The organism is Natronobacterium gregoryi SP2, from assembly GCF_000230715.2.
Lineage (GTDB): Archaea > Halobacteriota > Halobacteria > Halobacteriales > Natrialbaceae > Natronobacterium > Natronobacterium gregoryi.
The window spans coordinates 1,487,089-1,503,460 of sequence record NC_019792.1; the positions used below are offsets into that span (position 1 = coordinate 1,487,089).

Genomic DNA, 16,372 nt, shown 5'->3' on the forward strand with positions numbered 1-16,372 from the left:
ACAGAACGACGTGACGATCGGTCGCTCTGCTGGGGCCGTCACCGGTGGAGACGGCCGCAAATCCGCGACCGACTTCGTATTGACTTCTGTCCGACACACAGTCTGACCAGCAGAAAGCGATAGAATCGGTCGCTGGTCACTCGAGAAGTAGTGGGGTGGCGACCCGTAACAGTTCACTGCTGTCCAAGTCGTTTTCCGTACAGAACAGCACCGACGATCACAGCCATCAGCAACACACCTGCACCGAAGGCAGCGCCCACAATCGTAAGCGGCGACAGATCGAGGACGCTTTCACTGATAGCCGTTTCAGTACCGACCACTTCGAGCGAGGCTGACTCGGTCGTGATTTCTTCGCTGCTGGCTTCGTACACATCGAGGTCTGCCGTATTAACCAGTGTATCCGCCTCTATAAACTGGATGTCAGTCTCGTCACCCCCAGTGCCGACGACGTCGAACTCTAGGACTGCTACTGTCGGATGTTCGTGTCCATCCTGGTGAGAACTCGTCAGGTACACCCAGCCGTCGTCGTTGTCAAAGTTCGTGACTGGATCAGGAAAATCCGCGCCGGTAGCATTGTCAAACTGGAGAACGGACGGATCGAAAGAGACGTTCGCCTCGTATCCGGCGAGATCATCACCACGTGCGCCGAGTGTGACTACTGCGGCTTCTTCCGGACTTTCGGTTTCGGCTTCGAGCACTACGCCGAATTCGTCTTCCACCGTGGCAACCTGGGAGGTTTGGGTCGAAGGCAATCCGGCCGCAGTTACAGGTGCGGCAAAGAAGCCAGTAACGACCACCAGAGCCAGTAGGACACCGGCGACCGTAGACGCCGTTGTTATGTGTTTCATGCACAATGTACCAATAGCAGTGCTGTTAAAATTTTCGCAAATATACGTAATCTAACAGGCAGACGAGTCGGCAACAATCGATGGACAGATGCTGAATCGCCAGAAGTGGCGTGGAGCAGGGAGAACCTACTCGTGTGGATGGCTAGTGCCAGTTATCCTGCCAGAGCAGGAGCCACCTCTTGTTCTTCAGGTTCGAAACCGGGATGATCAGGTTCGGTGATGTGTTGCAGGATAGCGGTCACGTCGGCAGATGTCACGTCGCCGTCCTGGGTCACGTCACCGTAGGTTTCGACCGCTTCGGGGTCGACCGGGATGTCCTGGCCAGCCAGGTACGCCTGGACTACGACAGCGTCACCAGCGTGGATCTCGCCGTCGCCGAGCACGTCACCGAGCTCGCGGTCGAGCGACTTGATTTCGCCCCAGTCTAGGTCAGTCTTCAGTTTCTCACCCATCTCGTCGGTCACGACGCTGTCGTCCTCGAGGTGGAGTTCGGTCGTCTCTCCCTCCTCGAGACCTGACGCGTTGAACTCGATCTTTGCCAGGTCAGGGTCGTCGTACCCTTCGGCTTCGGCACCGGCCACGTACAGCCAGCCGTCGTCGTTGTCGATCTGGTACTCTACGTTGATGTCCTGTTCGATGACGCTCTCGATGGAGACGTTCTCAGGATCGAAGTCGATGAACGACTGGAAGCCAGCGATGTCATCGTCGGAGTCCGAGTAGACCGTCGTCCAATCTTCCGGGTAGTCCTCCGAGACGTTCGCGTCCTCGATCGACATGCTAGCTACCGCTTCGGGCTCTTCGGCATCCATGAAGTACTCGATCGAGTTAGTCAGGACGTCGACACCGTCGTCGGTGTGATCGCCAGGGGAAATCCAGCCGAATCCAACCGACGTCAAGAGCACGTCGTTACGATCGTAATCGACGGCAACACCGTCGTCACCGTCTGCCTGTTCGGCGACGACGTCAGCATCCGTGCCGCTGAACGAAGCGCCGTCACCGAACGTGTCGGTGTGTACCGTTATCTCGTCGCCTGGCTCTGCAACGTCTTCGAAGATCGGGTGTGCTTCCTCGACGTGCCAGGTCGCAAGGTCCGTGCTCCGGACGACGTCAGCCGGGTCGTCGATCACATCAGATCGAGTGTCTAACGAGTCAGGACCGATGTTCTGAGACGTGTAAACGGTCGAAACGTCGTCAGTCACATCGAACCACTCCTCGGCGTTGCCGTCGTCGAGGGAGTGGACGAAGTACGAATCGTACGCGTCGACATCGTCCAGCGCGTCACTAGAGTCGACCGAGTCGACCTCGTACACAGCAGGATAGTAGTCCTCGAGTTTGTCTGCCCAATCGTCTCCGTAGGTTGCCATATCGTCGATAACAGCAACCTGGAAGAACTCGTCGAACGCTTCCGTCGGACCGGTCGTCGCGACGAGTTCGTCACCAGCGCCTTCGAAGGTGTGTTCGAGTTCGATTTCGCCGGCAACGTCGTCTTCGGTGTCGACCGTGATCTCGACTTCGTCGGACCAACCGTCGAGGTCGAGTTCGACAGCTTCGCCGAATGCAACTTCCTCACCGTCGACGGACAGCGTCACGTTGCCCTCGTAGTCGGCAACCTCCTCGACGGTCACGTACTCCGCGTGTGCGGGATAGACAGTGACGGAGACGTCATCGCCAGCTTCGATCGTCTCTGGCTGGTCCTCGAGCAGTTCGAGGTCGAGTTCGGCGTCAAGTTCGAAGTCCTGTTCGGCGGTTTCGTTCTCTTCGAGGTCGACGGTCTCGGTCTGGGCAGCGTGGCCGAAGGCGTCAGCGGTCACGTCCCAGGTTCCGTCTTCGTGGATCAGCGTGTACGAGCCGTCCGCCTCGGTCGTGGCAGCGAAGCCGGTCTCTTCGACTTCGACTTCGGCACCCTCGAGGCCGTTATCTGTCGCATCGTACACCGTCCCTTCGATCTCCTGGTCGTGTGCGACTTGCTGGACGGCGGCGTGGCTATCGATGATACCGGCACCGTAGATCTGGTCGTCGCTCGGCTCCCAGGCCGTGTCTTCGATGATCTCCTGGAACTGTTCGTTGTCGGTGTCACCCATTGCAGACGCCATCAGCGCGAACGTTCCCGCTTTGTGGGGTTGCGACATCGACGTTCCAGACAGGTCGTCGTATCCGCCGTCGAGGTAGGAGCTCAAGACGCCAACTCCTGCCGCGGACGCGTCGGGTGACACGTACTCGTCTGGCCACCACTCGGGCGCTTCATCGCCCCAGGTCTCTTCGGGGTCAATCTCGTCGTAGACTGCGAACGACGCGGGCTCGGCGGCTTCGTCGACTGCCTGACTACCGAACGAGGAGTAGTAGTAACCCGGCGTACTCGGCGTGTTGTTTCCGTTCGACGCCGACACGATCGTGCCAGCGTCGTGGGCGTTCTCGGTCGGCTCGATCAGCGCTTCCTGACCGAGCCCACCACCGAGGCTCAGCCCCATCACGTCGGCTTCAACCTCGTCGACTGCCCACTCCATTCCGGCAGCAATCTGTTCGAAGGAACCGCTACCGCCGGGGATCACGTTCCCGTGATAGATGTCTGCGTCGGGGGCAACCCCGTACTGTGGGACGTCACCAGCGGGATCGGCTGGACCGGCGATGGTGCCGGCTACGTGCGTCCCGTGACCGCTCGTGTCTGTTGGCTCGGTGTCTATCGGCTCGCCGTTCTCGTCCCACTCCTGGAACTTCTCGTCAGGCACGCGGTCTTCCCAGTCGGGGTGGTCGGCGTCGATCCCCGTGTCCAGGCTCGCGACCGTCGCGCCAGCACCGGTGATGCCCATCTCGTGGACGTCCGTCACGTTATGCATGTCGAGCCCGTACGTGACATCGTCTTCGTCGGGCGCTTCACCGCTCGCTTGTGGCTGCTCGAGTTCGTACTCGTAGCTCTCGTGGATCCATACGACGTTGTCGTGTGCGGCCAGTCGGTCGAGACTTACTTCGTCTGTGCGGACGTCGACCGAGACGGCGTTAGCGAGCCAGAAGGTCTGTTGGACCTGCACCGCGTCTTCGCTCTCTGCAAAGGACAGGAAGTCGTCCTGAGTCGCCTCAGCATGCTGCTGAAGCGAATCGACGGCTGCATCACGATCGGCAGCTACGTCTAATCGATCGTCGTCGATCTCATCGAATCGTACGACCGCGCGTACGACGTCTTCCTCCTCGGCGTCGGCGACGAGAGAGGAATCGATCTCGACGTCATTGACAGTCTGTACATCTGCAGTCGTTGAACCGGGGACAGCCGCCCCCATACCGACCATCGATACCGCCATGACGACGGCAAAGACGATGGCAAATGTTTTCGACGTGAGTTCTCTCATGCTGGTTTTGCACACCCGTAATAGGGCAGACGGTACGACCAGACAATTTATCATAAGTACACTCCAATTGAAAAGTAAGAAAGTATAACTTGGCTAGGAAAGGAAAGAGACAGTGAGTCAAACCCTACCCGTGTCCAGTAGAACGAGGAGGCAATGCAGTATGTGAAGGCAGCCTCGTCACGACTCGCATCGACTGCACTTCTTTCGCTACACAGCCCAACGACAGTCGGTGTAACGTGTGCCACGGTGACGTCAAAGGGAGAAATTGATCGCATCCGGCGGGCCAAATATCGTATTAGATTCGTCGCGATCTCCACGATCACCGACCGCCAGGAATCTAACAGCGCTTACGCGATTCACTCCCGCCTTGTTCGCTCCTCGGTACCGACTGAGCGTCGGAACACTCGTCACTCACGGGAAGGCGGGATTCTCTCGCTGAATCAAGAGAGTCGGCCTCGGATCTGGCGATCACCGATACATGGTTCCAGTGATCCGTCTCACACGCAACTCGTAGTGAAGTAGACCGAACCGGTTTCGGTACCCGTGTCCCGCCGGCCACAGATGCCGATCGGCTAGTCGACGACAGCCGCTTGGCGCTCACTCGAGTCGCTCTAACACTGCATCTCTGTCGTAAGACAGCGACAGCGACCGCGAGCGGCCACGACCGTCGACGTCGGTGTATTCGGCGTCGATCAGTCCGAGTTGGTCGAGTTTGTTGACGATTTCGGAGTAGCGAGTGTAGCCGAGATCGGTTCGCTCGTGGAACGCGTCGTAGACGTCGCCAGCCTGGTCGCCGTCGTTGTGGGCGATCACCTCGAGCAGCGCTCGTTCGTTGTCGGTCAATCCCGAGAGATGCCGCGAGAGGTTGACGTACTTCGAAGTCTCGTAGGCGTCTTCGACGTCCTCGCGTTCGACGGTGCGGCTAGCGCGCATCTCGGCGTTTAGTCCTGCTCGTCGCAGGAGGTCGATCCCGACCCGTAGGTCACCGCTCTCGCCGGTCAGTTCTGCGACGTACTCGAGGGTGTCACGGGCGATGACACCGTCGTTGAAGCCGCGTCTGATGCGTTCGTCGAGGATGTCGACGATTTCGGGAGCGTCGTAGACTGGGAAGTAGACGTCTTCGGGTCGGAACACACTCTGGACGCGAGAGTCGAGTTCGTCGATGACGTCCAAGGCAGGATCGGAGGAGACGACGATGACGCCGATTTTCGCGCCGGGGTGTTCCTCGTGGGCACGCAACAGCGAGTACAGGGCGTCGCTTGCCTCGTTTTCGTAGAACAAGTAGTTGACGTCGTCCAGCGCGACGACGAGAGTTCGATCCTCTTCGACGAGTTTCTCCGCGATCTGGCGGAACAGCTTCTTGAACGAGATGCCCGAAGACGGCGGTTCGTAGTCGAACGTGCCTTCGAACAGCCGGGAAAATACGGAGTACCGGGTCGAGTTGACTTGGCAGTTGACCTGAATCGTCCAGACGTCGCTCGTCTGTGCGCCGACCTCGTCGAACAGTTTCTGGATGGCTGTCGTCTTCCCCGTTCCAGGTGGGCCACGGACCACCACGTTCAGCGGTCGCGACCCTCGAACCGCCGGGCGCAGCGCGTACGTGAGCGTCTCCATCTGCCCCTCGCGGTGTTTGAACGTCTCGGGAACGTAGTCGATTTCGAAGACGTGCTCGTCTCTAAAGACGGATTCGTCCCACGACAACATCCCCTCGTCGGGGTCGTCTGCCATTACTTTCACCACGCTTGCGGAACCACTTAGTAGTTCGCAGACGACAGGTTACGCGGGCTCGATCTGTCTCACCCCGTGTTCGAGATTCGCCGTCTCTATTCTCCCCTGTTGACCATGCGGGCGTGTGCTCGAGCGAGTCGGTTTAGCTCCTTGGCGCTACTCGAGCGAACGAGAAACTCACAGTTGGCCCGCAAACGTTCGAACAGGTATGCCATACTGTAACGGACTCTGCGCGGGTAGAAGGCGTACGCCTTGCAGACGACGGGCACTCGTGCTCGAAGACATCGCCAGCGATCAGAGCCAGCCGTTTGCGACGCGGTCGACGAGCACCGAATCGGCACTCTGCCAGTTGTCGCTCGCCCGCTCGAAGACGGCCGTCGCTCGCTCGGTGGCGGTCTCGAGGATCTCGTGCTCGTCGGCTGTCTGCAACGTCGCGTCCTCGAGGACGACTTCGCCGTCGACGACGACCGTCTCGACGAGTTCTCCCGACGCACCGTAGACGAGGTTCGGGACCGCGGTGTGTAGCGGTTGGGAGACGATCGGTGCGACCGAGGGATGTTCGAGGTCACAGACTACGAGATCAGCGCGTTTGCCCTGCTCGAGCGAACCGACGCGGTCGCCGATCCCGAGCGTGCGAGCGCCCTCGATCGTGCCGACGCGAAGCGCGGCCCACGCGGGGAAGGCGGTCGGATCGGTGCGTTTCGTCTTCGCGAGCAGCGCCGTCGTCCGGAGTTCCCGCAGGAAGTCGTGTCCGCCCGGTCCCGGTGCCTGGTCGGTCCCGACACCGGCGACGCCGCCGTGCTCGCGATATTCGACGGTCGGTGGCGTGATTCCGTCGATAGCGGCGATCGAGCTCGGGTTCGCGGCCATCCGGACTCCTGCCTCCGCCAGTCGACGGCGTTCCTCCTGGGTCGCCCCGTGGAGGTGAGCCGCAAGCAGTCGATCGGAGACGATATCGAGGTCCTCGAGGACGCTCACGGTCGTCTCGTCGCTCCCGTAGCGGGCTTCGATCTGGCGCTGCTCGCGTTCGCCCTGTGCGACGTGCATGTGGATTCCGCGGTCGCGGTCCGCGGCGCGGTCGCGAATCTCCGCGAGCAGTGCCGGCGGCACCATGTCCAGCGCCTGTGGCCCGTAGAGACAGGAGATGCGGTCGTGGTCGGCGTAGGCGTCGAACAGGTCCTCGTTGCGCTCGAGTCCTGCTCGTCCCCGTTTGTCGTCCAGCGGATACGGCTGGTCGGGTCCGAGGTCGGCCGCCGCGTCGTCGACGGCGTTGATCGTCTCCGCGGCGACGACGCGGGCACCCAGGGGTTCGTGGGCCGTACCGACGATCCGGCGTGCATCCTGCGTGTACTCGCCGACCGTCGTCACGCCCGATTGGAGCGCCTCGAGGACGCCCAGCCGTGCGCCGGCGACGCGGTCCTCGTGGTCCATCGCCGCCGAGAGCGGGCCGAGCGTGCGATTCATCCACTCGATCTCGGGGACGTCCTGTGCGCCACCCCGGAGCAGCGTCAGGTCGGTGTGGGTGTGGACGTTCACCAGCCCGGGCAGCGTCACCCGACCGGTGCCGTCGATCGTCCGGTCGGCGTCGCCCTCGAACTCGCTCGTCGGGCCGACGAACGCGATTTCGCCGTCGTCGGCGGCGATCGTCGCGTCCTCGAGGATACCGAGTCGGTCGTCGGCCATCGTAAGCGCGAGCGTGTCGGTGATCGCGAGATCCATACCGACTGGTCGGGATAGAGAGACGTAAAGTCACCTCGAGCGCGCTGGCGGCGTTGTTAACCCCACCAGTAGAGTTACTAACGTCCGGCCGTTCCACTCGAGTATGGGGACGATCGACGCCGACGACCTGCTTCCCGCCGAACGGCTCCGGAAGAGTGCTCTCGAGGGCGAAATCACACAGATTCACCGTGGCGATCCACACGCATCCGAAGGCGACACCTTCGAAATCGACGAGACGACGTTCGAGGTCGTAACGGTGATCGAGCGCCGCCTGGGTGACCTCACCGACGAGGACGCTCGTGCCGAGGGGTCGCCGGATCTCGCGGCGTACAAACGGCGAATCGAACGAACCCACGACACCGAGTGGGACGACGAGCACACCGCGTTTCTCCACCGGTTCGAACCGCTCGAGTAGGGAAACGAGCGACGCGAGCGAAACTGGCCAACCGACCGATCAGATAGTATTGATAGTCTCGATAGTATCTACAGTTACGTTATTATAACCAAAGTGTTGACACTACGGTGGCGAGAATGTGAGAGTATGTCACGATACACGTCTCCGCGAGTGGATGACTCTACCGACAACGGGACGATTCTCGGCCTCCTCAGCGACGACTACGCTCGCGAAATTCTGCAGGCACTTTCCGAGGACCCAGCCACGGCAGAGGAGTTGACCGATCGGTGCAGCGGATCGAAAGTGACGGTCTACCGGCGACTCAACGACCTCGAGGAGAACAGTCTCGTGAGCGCGACGACCGACATCAGTCGCGACGGCCACCACTGCAAGGTCTATCGAAACGCCCTCAGCGAAGTGACGGTGTCGATCACCGGGGACGGGCCAGAAGTAGAAGTCGTTCGAACGGGCGGCAGACAGTAACTGGCGGTTTTTCGGTTGAGGCGGTCGGTCACATCCCGTGCGGGCGACTACTCCTCGACGTACTCCCCGATGTCGGTGAACTCCTGGATCACGACGACCGATATCGGATCAGGTGCTCCGTCCGCACCGAGCAAAACTGCGACGTGGTCCTCCTCGACGTCGGTAATCTCGACGGTCTCGTCGGCCGTCCGTTCGCCGTCAATCTCGCTGCCGTCGTCGAGTTCGATCGAGACGACGTACTCACCGTCGTCAGTGAACACGTCTCCATACACTTCGCCCGAGTCCTCGTTTACGTCGTCATCGTCGTCGTCATCGTCGGGAACGACCTCGAATCGCTCCTCGAGGACGACCGTCTCGTCGGGATCGGTGACCTCGATCGAGCCGGAGAGTTCCCGTTCAGTACCGTTGAACACGTTCACGTCGTCGAGAATCATGTCCGCGAGGAAGTTGGCGACCGACGCACAACCGGCGAGAGCCACCGTCCCGGCACTCGCACCGAGCACCAGGAACCCTCGACGGTTACGTGATTGATCGCCAACAGCTCCGGTGAAATCGAAAGCGTTCGTCATCGAACCGAGATTAGACGAGAACACCTATAGCACCCACGCCGCGGTTTCTCGGCTGGAAAATCCGAGCCACCGGCTCACTCGAACTTCTCGAGCAGTCGATCGTAGAATGCGGGCGAAGCGGCCGTCTCTTCGCCGCCGTTGGTCGCCGCTTCGTCCGCGTCCGTCGCCAACTTCTCGACGATCAGTTCCGGCGTCGACCGCGCGAGGTGGTCTTTGACCGGCGATCGGTTCACCTCGAGTTCGCCGTCGATCAGTCCGACGGCCTCGATCCCGTCGACGGTCACGTCGAAGGCGGCCATCTCCCGGATCTCGCCCGCGAGGTGGGAAACGAACACTGCGGTCGCGTCGTTCTCGGAGAGTGCCTCCAAGATGCCGGCGATGATCTTCGCGCTGGCACCGGGTTCGGTGATGCTCTCGAGTTCGTCGACGAGGACGAGCGATCCCTCGCCGCTCTGGGCGAGATCCGCAAACTCCCGGACGGTCGACTCGAACGCACCGGCGTCCAGCGTTCCCTGTGTCTTGGCGTGGTAGTGGAGGTCGTCGAACCGCCGCAGGCGGGCGTCGTCGGCCGGCACGGGTAGTCCCATGTGGGCCAGTACGACGGCGCTTGCGATCAGATCCAGCAGCGAGGTCTTCCCACCGCTGTTGACCCCCGACAGGAGGGTGACGCCGGAGACCTCGTAGTCGACAGGATCGATCTCCTCGAGTGGTTCCTCAAGCACCGGCGACTGGCCGCCGTCGATCGCAAATCCGGTGTCGGCCTCCCAGTCGAACTTGGGCATCGTACACGCGAAGTCCTCGGCAAAGCGGGCGACGGCGAGTTCGACGTCGAGTTCGAGTGCCTCCCGGACGAGCGTGCGTGCGGTCTCGCGCTGGTCGGCGAGGTCGGCGGCGAGTTCGCGTTTGAGTCGACCGGCGCGTCGTTCTTTCGCCGCGGTGAGTTCCTCTCGCAGTCGATTCACGACGTTCTCGTCCCGTTCGACCGGGAACGTCGGCTCGTCGCCGAACGCACGGCGAGCGATCTCGGCCTCACCCGTGTCGAGATCGAGCGCGTCGGCCAGGTGGTCGCGGGCGTCCTCGACGGCGACAGCGTACTCGTCGGCGAGTTCCCGCGAGAGCAGCGAGTCGATGCCTGCACCCCGTTCGACCAGCGAGAGCAGGTCAGCGCCCTCGATGGTAACGTCTTCCTCGCCGATCGCTTCCCGGAGACGGTCGTTGGCGATGCTCTCTGCCGTACTCGCGGCCGCCTCGAGGTCATCGAGTGCAGTCGTCAGCCGGTCGAGTTCCGCGTCACCGGCGACAGTGCCGTCCTCGCCGAGTTGTGCGAGCCCCGCCTCGAGCGCATCGAGGTCGGCGTCGGTGTCGGCGTCGGCCTCGAGGCCGGCGACACGGTGAACCTCGATCGCCGCCTGGATGCGATCCCGATTACGTGCAAAGAAGGCAAGCGGGCGCTCGGGGACGATCTCGGCGGGAGTCTCGAGGGCGTCGGGTCTGACCTGGACGTCGCCCTCGATCGTGACGCCCGAGAACGACTCGTCGATCGCGATCACCGTCGAGTAGCCCCGGGCAAGTTCAGCGAGTCCCTGTGCGTCCTCGACGATTTCGACGGAAAGTTCCGGGATCGCCTCGCGAGCCTCGCTGTAGCGTTCGGCGTCGGCCGTTGCCAGGCAGCGCTCGCGGACGCGGACGTCGCCGGGCTGGGCCAGTGGTTCGACGTCTGCCAGTGCCGTGAGAACCTCGGCACTGGCGTCGCGATCGACGGCGTCGCTGGTAAACTCTCGGACCTCCTCGATCCGTGGTCGGCGCGGGCTCGGATAGAACGTCTCGACGCGCTGGGCGGCGTAGTCGGTAACCGTCCGCTCTTTGAGCAGGCCGAGGACCTCCCGGTAGATTTCTCGCGCGCGATCGGTCGCGAGGAAGCCGCCAGGATCGTCGTGTTTCGCCCGGATCGCTCCGCGGGCGATGCGGACGGCTCGACCCTGGTTGATACCGGGGGCAGTCGCGATCGTCGCGACGTCTCCCTCCCGGAGCGCGCGCTCGGGGTCGTCGAGTTCCGACAGTGCCCTGGCGGTCTTCTCGCCGACGCCCGGGATCGACTCGAGGTCCATAGCTCTCGAGGGTCGTATCAAACCGAAGCGAGAAAAAGTTCCCGCCCTACAGCCAGCGTCGTGGTACCGAATACCACTCTCGAGCACGTGCGTGCTCCGGCCACGCCGGTATCCCGTCGGTACAGCAAGGTCAGATATGGCACTCAAACGACTCCGCGGCTCGAGCACAACCCGGTCGCTGACGGTCTTTTCGGTGCTCAAGGAAGCCAAACGAGCGTTCGAACGGAACAACCGGACTCGTGGCCTCCTGTTGCTCGGCGTCGCCGTCCTCGCCTGGAAGTGGGCGGTCGTCGGCCTCGTCGCACAGGGCGTCGTCATACTGCTTCGCGGCGGGCGGTCGTCGACCTCGGGGCCACAGCCCGCGTAGCGATTCGGTTCGACCACCACCCCTCGTGTCAGCAAAATATTTACTTCACGAGTCTGACGGTCGAGTATGCTCGATGCCGCCCGCCAGTTCCTCCCCGACTTGCTGGTCCGTCCCTCGCAGTTCTTCGAGGAGCACCGCCCCGCCGAGACGCTTCCGATAGCGATCGGAATCGTGGTCGTCCTGGCTATCGTCTGCGTCGCGGCCGTCTTTCTGATCGGATCGATGCTCGCCGGTGCTGTCGCAGGGACCGTAACGGTCGACAACCCCGACCGACCGCCAGAACCGTTCTGTAACGGAGCCGGAGCGGCAATTGGGGGCGACCGCGGCTGTGACGAACCCGAGACGATCGAACGCGACGCCGGCGAACTCATTCAGGACGAAGTGACCGAATACGTCGGATACGCGCTCCTCGCGCCGTTTCTCATGTGGGTGCTCGGCGGCGTCGTCCTCTTTGGCGCGGTCCGACTGGCGAACGGAGCCCCATCACTCTCTGGAGCGTACGCACTCGCCGGCTGGGCAGCACTGCCGGAACTCGTCAGGGTCCTCGCCGGGCTGGCTGTCATCCAGTACGTACTGTCCGACCTGACGATCACCACCCTCGAGAGCGCGCCCGCGATTCTCGAGTCGGCGCTCGCGCCGTTTGGACCGGTTCTCGCAATCGCGACGCTGCTCGTTACTCTCTGGCAGTGGTTCCTGCTCACCGGCGGTCTCGAAGCCGACGCCGACCTGTCGCGAACCGCGGCGGCGGTCGCGGCCGGCGTTCCGCTGGCGATACTGCTCGTTGCCTCGTTGTAGATCGCGGCCTGATCTCAACTCGACACGGCCGACTCGAGCGCGAACGCCGCGTCCAGCACCGTCGCGTCGTCGAACTGCGAGCCCACCAGCATCAGGCCGACCGGGGGGCCGTCGACCGCTTCGGTCGGAACGATCTACACCGGCTACGCGATCGGGTACTTCGAGCCGCGCCTCCAGGTTGTACGACCGCATCGTCTCGTAGGCATTTACCCGTCGCTGAGCCATCTCCCGGAAGAACTCGAGTGCCTCGCCGGTCAACTCGAGGGACAACTGCTTTCCGAGTTCACGACGATTGCCCGCCGTTGGCTCGGATCGGCATGTCGAGACAGTCACGGCAGCACCGAAAAGCCCTATTCGATGGCAACGTGACTGTCGCCGCCGGACGACAGTTCCCCGCGAAACGCAGCGGTCGACGGCTCGACGAACACTGGCCCCATCCCTCACCGCGGGACTGGTGATCGACGACCATCCCACCGACAGGCTGCTCCACGGACGAGAGAGTCATCCAGTTTGCTGCCAGTCAGTTCCGGTGCGACCGCAGGAGCTCGCGGTCGCGCCGGCACATCGGTGCCACAGACCGTATTAATCGTTGGCCGAGCACAAGCCACGTCTTGCCTGCGGATCTCACCGGGGCCAGAGAAACGCCACCTTACAGCAGTGTACGCTGTCTTTACCAGTCGCTGACGGCCGGCGGGCGTTCGATCGGTCCGATCTCCGGACTCCGTCCCTTGTATCAGGGGATCGATACAGAATTTCATTCTGGTATTGTCGACGCGAGGTCGCCGTAAACGCCGGAAAAACCACGGATACTGACTACTGGGTTTTTCAGAACACGGCCCTCCTACCCTCACGTATCATGCCAGTATCACGACGAACGGCGCTCAAGACGATCGGTTTCGCAGGCGGCTTCACGGTCGCCAGCGGAACCGCATTCGCCAAGGAACACGACGACCATCCGAAAGAAAAGCCAGAAGAGCCAGTCAAAGACGACCGGCCGGTCGACGCGGCGTTCGTTCGCGTCGCCCACTTCTCGCCCGATGCACCGAACGTTGACATCTTCGTCGACGGCGCACCAGTACTCCGAGACGTCGCGTACAGCGATATTTCGCCGTACCTCGAGCTCGAGCCCGGGACGTACACGGTCGCGATCACGGCTGCTGGAGACCCCGACACCGTCGTCTTCGAGGACGAGGTCGCAGCCGAGGCGGCGTTCTACACGATCGCGGCGATCGGCGAACTCGAGGCCGAGACGTTCCGACCGGAGATTCTCGTCGACGCGGACCCGCTCCCAGAAGACGGCGAGGACGCGGCGTTCGTCCGGGTCGCACACTTCTCGCCTGATGCGCCAGCCGTCGATGTCTGGGCCGACGACGCGCCGCTAGTCGAGAACGTCTCCTTCGGCGACGTCTCCGGGTATCTCGCGGTTCCCGCCGGCTCGTACACCCTCTCGATCCGGCCCGCGGGTGATCCCGACACGATCGTGGCGTCGTTCGATGTCGACCTCGCGGCCGGAACGGTCTACACCGGCTACGCGATCGGCTACCTCGAGTCACCCACGGACGTCACCGATCGGGACTTCACCGTCGAATTGGCGGTCGACGGGGAGCCGTCCGTCGACGAGAAAGAGCCAGCCGACGAACCGAAAAAAGACCCCGAGCCGGACGAGAAGGCGGCTGTCGACGACAAAGAGAAGGCGACGACCGAGAAGCAGTGTTAGTACCGCCCACCCGACGACTGCTGGGTCGACCTGATCACGGGGATCGGCTCGACCCAACGGCTCGGGGTAGGGCCGTCACTACTCACGATAGCTGTCGACCCGCTCCCGGGTGAACGCTACTCGAAGATTCCTTTTTCCAGGGAGACGCCAGTCGGCAAGAGACGATGCGGTCGATCGCTGATAGGTGCGGTCGTCGATGCGAGCGCGTCAAGTGCCTCGAGTCCCTGAACCCGATAATGAGTGACTCTCGAGGGCCGCTACAGCCGGACCGTCCCGACATCGACCGTCCGTTCGAGGTCGATGCGCCGTTCGAGCCGGCGGGCGACCAGCCCGAGGCGATCGAACAGCTGGCCGAGGGCTTCCGGCAGGGGATAGACAAGCAAACCCTGCTAGGCGTGACCGGCTCGGGCAAGACCAACACCGTCTCGTGGACGGTCGAGGAGATCCAGCAGCCGACGCTGGTGATCGCTCACAACAAGACACTCGCCGCCCAGTTGTACGAGGAGTTCCGGAACCTCTTCCCCGAGAACGCCGTCGAGTACTTCGTCTCCTACTACGACTACTACCAGCCCGAGGCCTACGTCGAACAGACCGACACCTACATCGACAAGGACGCCTCGATCAACGACGAGATCGACCGCCTTCGCCACTCGGCGACCCGTTCGCTTCTCACCCGGGAAGACGTCATCGTCGTCGCCTCGGTGTCAGCCATCTACGGGCTCGGTGACCCACGCAACTACGTCGACATGTCCCTGCGCCTCGAGGTCGGCCAGCAGGTCGGCCGTGACGAACTGCTAGCGCGGTTGGTAGACCTCAACTACGAGCGCAACGACGTCGACTTCACGCAGGGCACGTTTCGCGTGCGAGGCGACACGATCGAGATTTATCCGATGTACGGCCGCTATGCGGTGCGTGTCGAACTGTGGGGCGACGAGATCGACCGCATGGTGAAAGTCGATCCGCTCGAGGGGACCACCCAGGGCGACCAGCAGGCCGTCCTCATTCACCCGGCGGAGCACTACTCGATTCCGGAGACGAAACTCGAGCGGGCGATGGAGGAGATTCGCGACGATCTGGACGAGCGCATCTCCTATTTCGAGCGCCAGGGCGACATGATCGCCGCCCAGCGCATCGAGGAGCGGACGACGTTCGACCTCGAGATGATGCAGGAGACGGGCTACTGTTCGGGGATCGAGAACTACTCCGTCTACCTCTCGGATCGTGAGTCCGGAGCAGCTCCGTACACCCTGCTCGATTACTTCCCCGACGACTTCCTCACCGTCGTCGACGAGTCTCACCAGACGATCCCCCAGATCCGCGGCCAGTACGAGGGCGACAAGTCACGCAAAGACTCGCTGGTCGAGAACGGGTTCCGGCTGCCGACGGCGTACGACAACCGCCCGCTGACTTTCGACGAGTTCGAGAAAAAAACCGACCAGACGCTGTACGTCTCCGCGACGCCGGGCGACTACGAGCACGAGCACAGCGATCAGATCGTCGAACAGATTGTTCGACCGACACACCTCGTCGACCCCGAAATCGAGGTCTCGCCGGCCAGCGGCCAGATCGACGACCTGATGGACCGCATCGACGAGCGCATCGAACGCGACGAACGCACGCTGGTGACGACGCTCACGAAACGAATGGCCGAAGACCTCACGGAGTATCTCGAGGAGGCCGGCGTCGACGTCGAGTACATGCACGACGAGACCGACACGCTCGAGCGCCACGAGATCATCCGGTCGCTCCGATTGGGAGAGATCGACGTTCTGGTGGGGATCAACCTTCTGCGGGAGGGTCTGGACATCCCCGAGGTCTCGCTGGTGGCGATTCTCGACGCCGACCAGGAAGGCTTTCTCCGCAGCGAGACGACCCTCGTCCAGACGATGGGCCGAGCAGCGCGAAACGTCAACGGCGAGGTGATCCTCTACGCCGACGACCCCTCGAACGCGATGGAGTCGGCTATCGAGGAGACCCAGCGACGCCGGAAAATCCAGCAGGAGTACAACGAGGAACACGGCTTCGAACCGACCACGATCGAGAAGGAGGTCGGCGAGACGAATCTCCCCGGCAGCAAGACCGAAACAACGCAGGTCTCCGGACGTTCGATCGACGACGAAGACGAAGCCGCCCGCTACGTCGCCGAACTCGAAGACCGGATGGAAGAGGCCGCGAGCAACCTCGAGTTCGAACTCGCGGCCGACATTCGGGATCGGATTCGGGAAGTGCGTGAGGAGTTCGACCTCGAGAGCGAGGCAGACGACGGGATCGCACCGCCGACCGAAGAGTTCTAACGGCAGGTT

General features: G+C 62.4%; 12 protein-coding genes. 6 read left to right on the forward strand and 6 right to left on the reverse strand.

The genetic code is table 11. From position 1 onward, the window contains the following. Positions 1-173: 173 nt before the first annotated feature. From NATGR_RS07295 to NATGR_RS07310, 4 genes are all read right to left on the reverse strand, one after another. The gene (locus tag NATGR_RS07295; RefSeq protein ID WP_155897276.1) at positions 174-797 is read right to left on the reverse strand and encodes a cohesin domain-containing protein; all 624 of its coding nucleotides are present in this window, start codon (positions 795-797) and stop codon (positions 174-176) included. Positions 798-1,000: 203 nt separating this feature from the next. Continuing rightward, positions 1,001-4,189, reverse strand: coding sequence for a S8 family serine peptidase (locus NATGR_RS07300; RefSeq protein WP_005578855.1), 3,189 nt, complete (start codon positions 4,187-4,189; stop codon positions 1,001-1,003). Between the two features lie 597 nt (positions 4,190-4,786). Continuing rightward, entirely contained in the window at positions 4,787-5,917 is a 1,131-nt protein-coding gene (locus NATGR_RS07305; RefSeq protein ID WP_005578853.1) for an ORC1-type DNA replication protein, read from the reverse strand. A 294-nt stretch (positions 5,918-6,211) separates the two neighbouring features. After that, complete coding sequence (locus NATGR_RS07310) at positions 6,212-7,636, reverse strand: amidohydrolase family protein (RefSeq protein WP_005578851.1); 1,425 nt, start codon at positions 7,634-7,636, stop codon at positions 6,212-6,214. A gap of 103 nt (positions 7,637-7,739) precedes the next feature. Between NATGR_RS07310 and NATGR_RS07315 the strand changes: the two genes are divergently transcribed. Next, positions 7,740-8,051 carry an ASCH domain-containing protein gene (locus NATGR_RS07315; RefSeq protein WP_005578848.1) on the forward strand — a complete coding sequence of 104 codons (312 nt, stop codon included), beginning with the start codon at positions 7,740-7,742 and terminating at the stop codon, positions 8,049-8,051. A 150-nt stretch (positions 8,052-8,201) separates the two neighbouring features. After that, a complete protein-coding gene (locus tag NATGR_RS07320) occupies positions 8,202-8,513 on the forward strand; it encodes an ArsR/SmtB family transcription factor (RefSeq protein ID WP_005578846.1) in 312 nt (103 codons plus the stop codon). 47 nt (positions 8,514-8,560) lie between these two features. Here NATGR_RS07320 and NATGR_RS07325 read toward each other — a convergent pair whose 3' ends face one another. After that, complete coding sequence (locus tag NATGR_RS07325) at positions 8,561-9,082, reverse strand: hypothetical protein (RefSeq protein WP_015233434.1); 522 nt, start codon at positions 9,080-9,082, stop codon at positions 8,561-8,563. A 74-nt stretch (positions 9,083-9,156) separates the two neighbouring features. Then, on the reverse strand, positions 9,157-11,190 hold the full coding sequence (locus tag NATGR_RS07330) for a MutS-related protein (RefSeq protein ID WP_005578843.1): 2,034 nt from the start codon (positions 11,188-11,190) through the stop codon (positions 9,157-9,159). 136 nt (positions 11,191-11,326) lie between these two features. Here NATGR_RS07330 and NATGR_RS07335 point away from each other — a divergent pair, with 136 nt between their 5' ends. The 4 genes from NATGR_RS07335 (at position 11,327) to uvrB (ending at position 16,363) form a co-directional block, all read left to right on the forward strand. Continuing rightward, the gene (locus tag NATGR_RS07335) at positions 11,327-11,557 is read left to right on the forward strand and encodes a hypothetical protein (protein WP_005578841.1); all 231 of its coding nucleotides are present in this window, start codon (positions 11,327-11,329) and stop codon (positions 11,555-11,557) included. Positions 11,558-11,623: 66 nt separating this feature from the next. Further along, positions 11,624-12,352 (forward strand): YIP1 family protein, encoded by a 729-nt coding sequence (locus NATGR_RS07340; protein ID WP_005578839.1) that lies wholly within the window; start codon positions 11,624-11,626, stop codon positions 12,350-12,352. Positions 12,353-13,208: 856 nt separating this feature from the next. After that, positions 13,209-14,069, forward strand: coding sequence for a DUF4397 domain-containing protein (locus tag NATGR_RS07345; RefSeq protein WP_005578834.1), 861 nt, complete (start codon positions 13,209-13,211; stop codon positions 14,067-14,069). A gap of 236 nt (positions 14,070-14,305) precedes the next feature. After that, the gene (gene uvrB / locus NATGR_RS07350) at positions 14,306-16,363 is read left to right on the forward strand and encodes an excinuclease ABC subunit UvrB (protein ID WP_005578832.1); all 2,058 of its coding nucleotides are present in this window, start codon (positions 14,306-14,308) and stop codon (positions 16,361-16,363) included. Positions 16,364-16,372 lie beyond the last annotated feature (9 nt).

Excerpts from the sequence above, each read along its gene's own strand:
- NATGR_RS07300 (WP_005578855.1), bottom strand. The coding sequence starts at position 4,189 with ATGAGAGAACTCACGTCGAAAACATTTGCCATCGTCTTTGCCGTCGTC.
- NATGR_RS07305 (WP_005578853.1), bottom strand. The coding sequence starts at position 5,917 with ATGGCAGACGACCCCGACGAGGGGATGTTGTCGTGGGACGAATCCGTC.
- NATGR_RS07310 (WP_005578851.1), bottom strand. The coding sequence starts at position 7,636 with ATGGATCTCGCGATCACCGACACGCTCGCGCTTACGATGGCCGACGAC.
- NATGR_RS07315 (WP_005578848.1), top strand. The coding sequence starts at position 7,740 with ATGGGGACGATCGACGCCGACGACCTGCTTCCCGCCGAACGGCTCCGG.
- NATGR_RS07325 (WP_015233434.1), bottom strand. The coding sequence starts at position 9,082 with ATGACGAACGCTTTCGATTTCACCGGAGCTGTTGGCGATCAATCACGT.
- NATGR_RS07330 (WP_005578843.1), bottom strand. The coding sequence starts at position 11,190 with ATGGACCTCGAGTCGATCCCGGGCGTCGGCGAGAAGACCGCCAGGGCA.
- NATGR_RS07335 (WP_005578841.1), top strand. The coding sequence starts at position 11,327 with ATGGCACTCAAACGACTCCGCGGCTCGAGCACAACCCGGTCGCTGACG.
- NATGR_RS07340 (WP_005578839.1), top strand. The coding sequence starts at position 11,624 with ATGCTCGATGCCGCCCGCCAGTTCCTCCCCGACTTGCTGGTCCGTCCC.
- NATGR_RS07345 (WP_005578834.1), top strand. The coding sequence starts at position 13,209 with ATGCCAGTATCACGACGAACGGCGCTCAAGACGATCGGTTTCGCAGGC.
- uvrB (WP_005578832.1), top strand. The coding sequence starts at position 14,306 with ATGAGTGACTCTCGAGGGCCGCTACAGCCGGACCGTCCCGACATCGAC.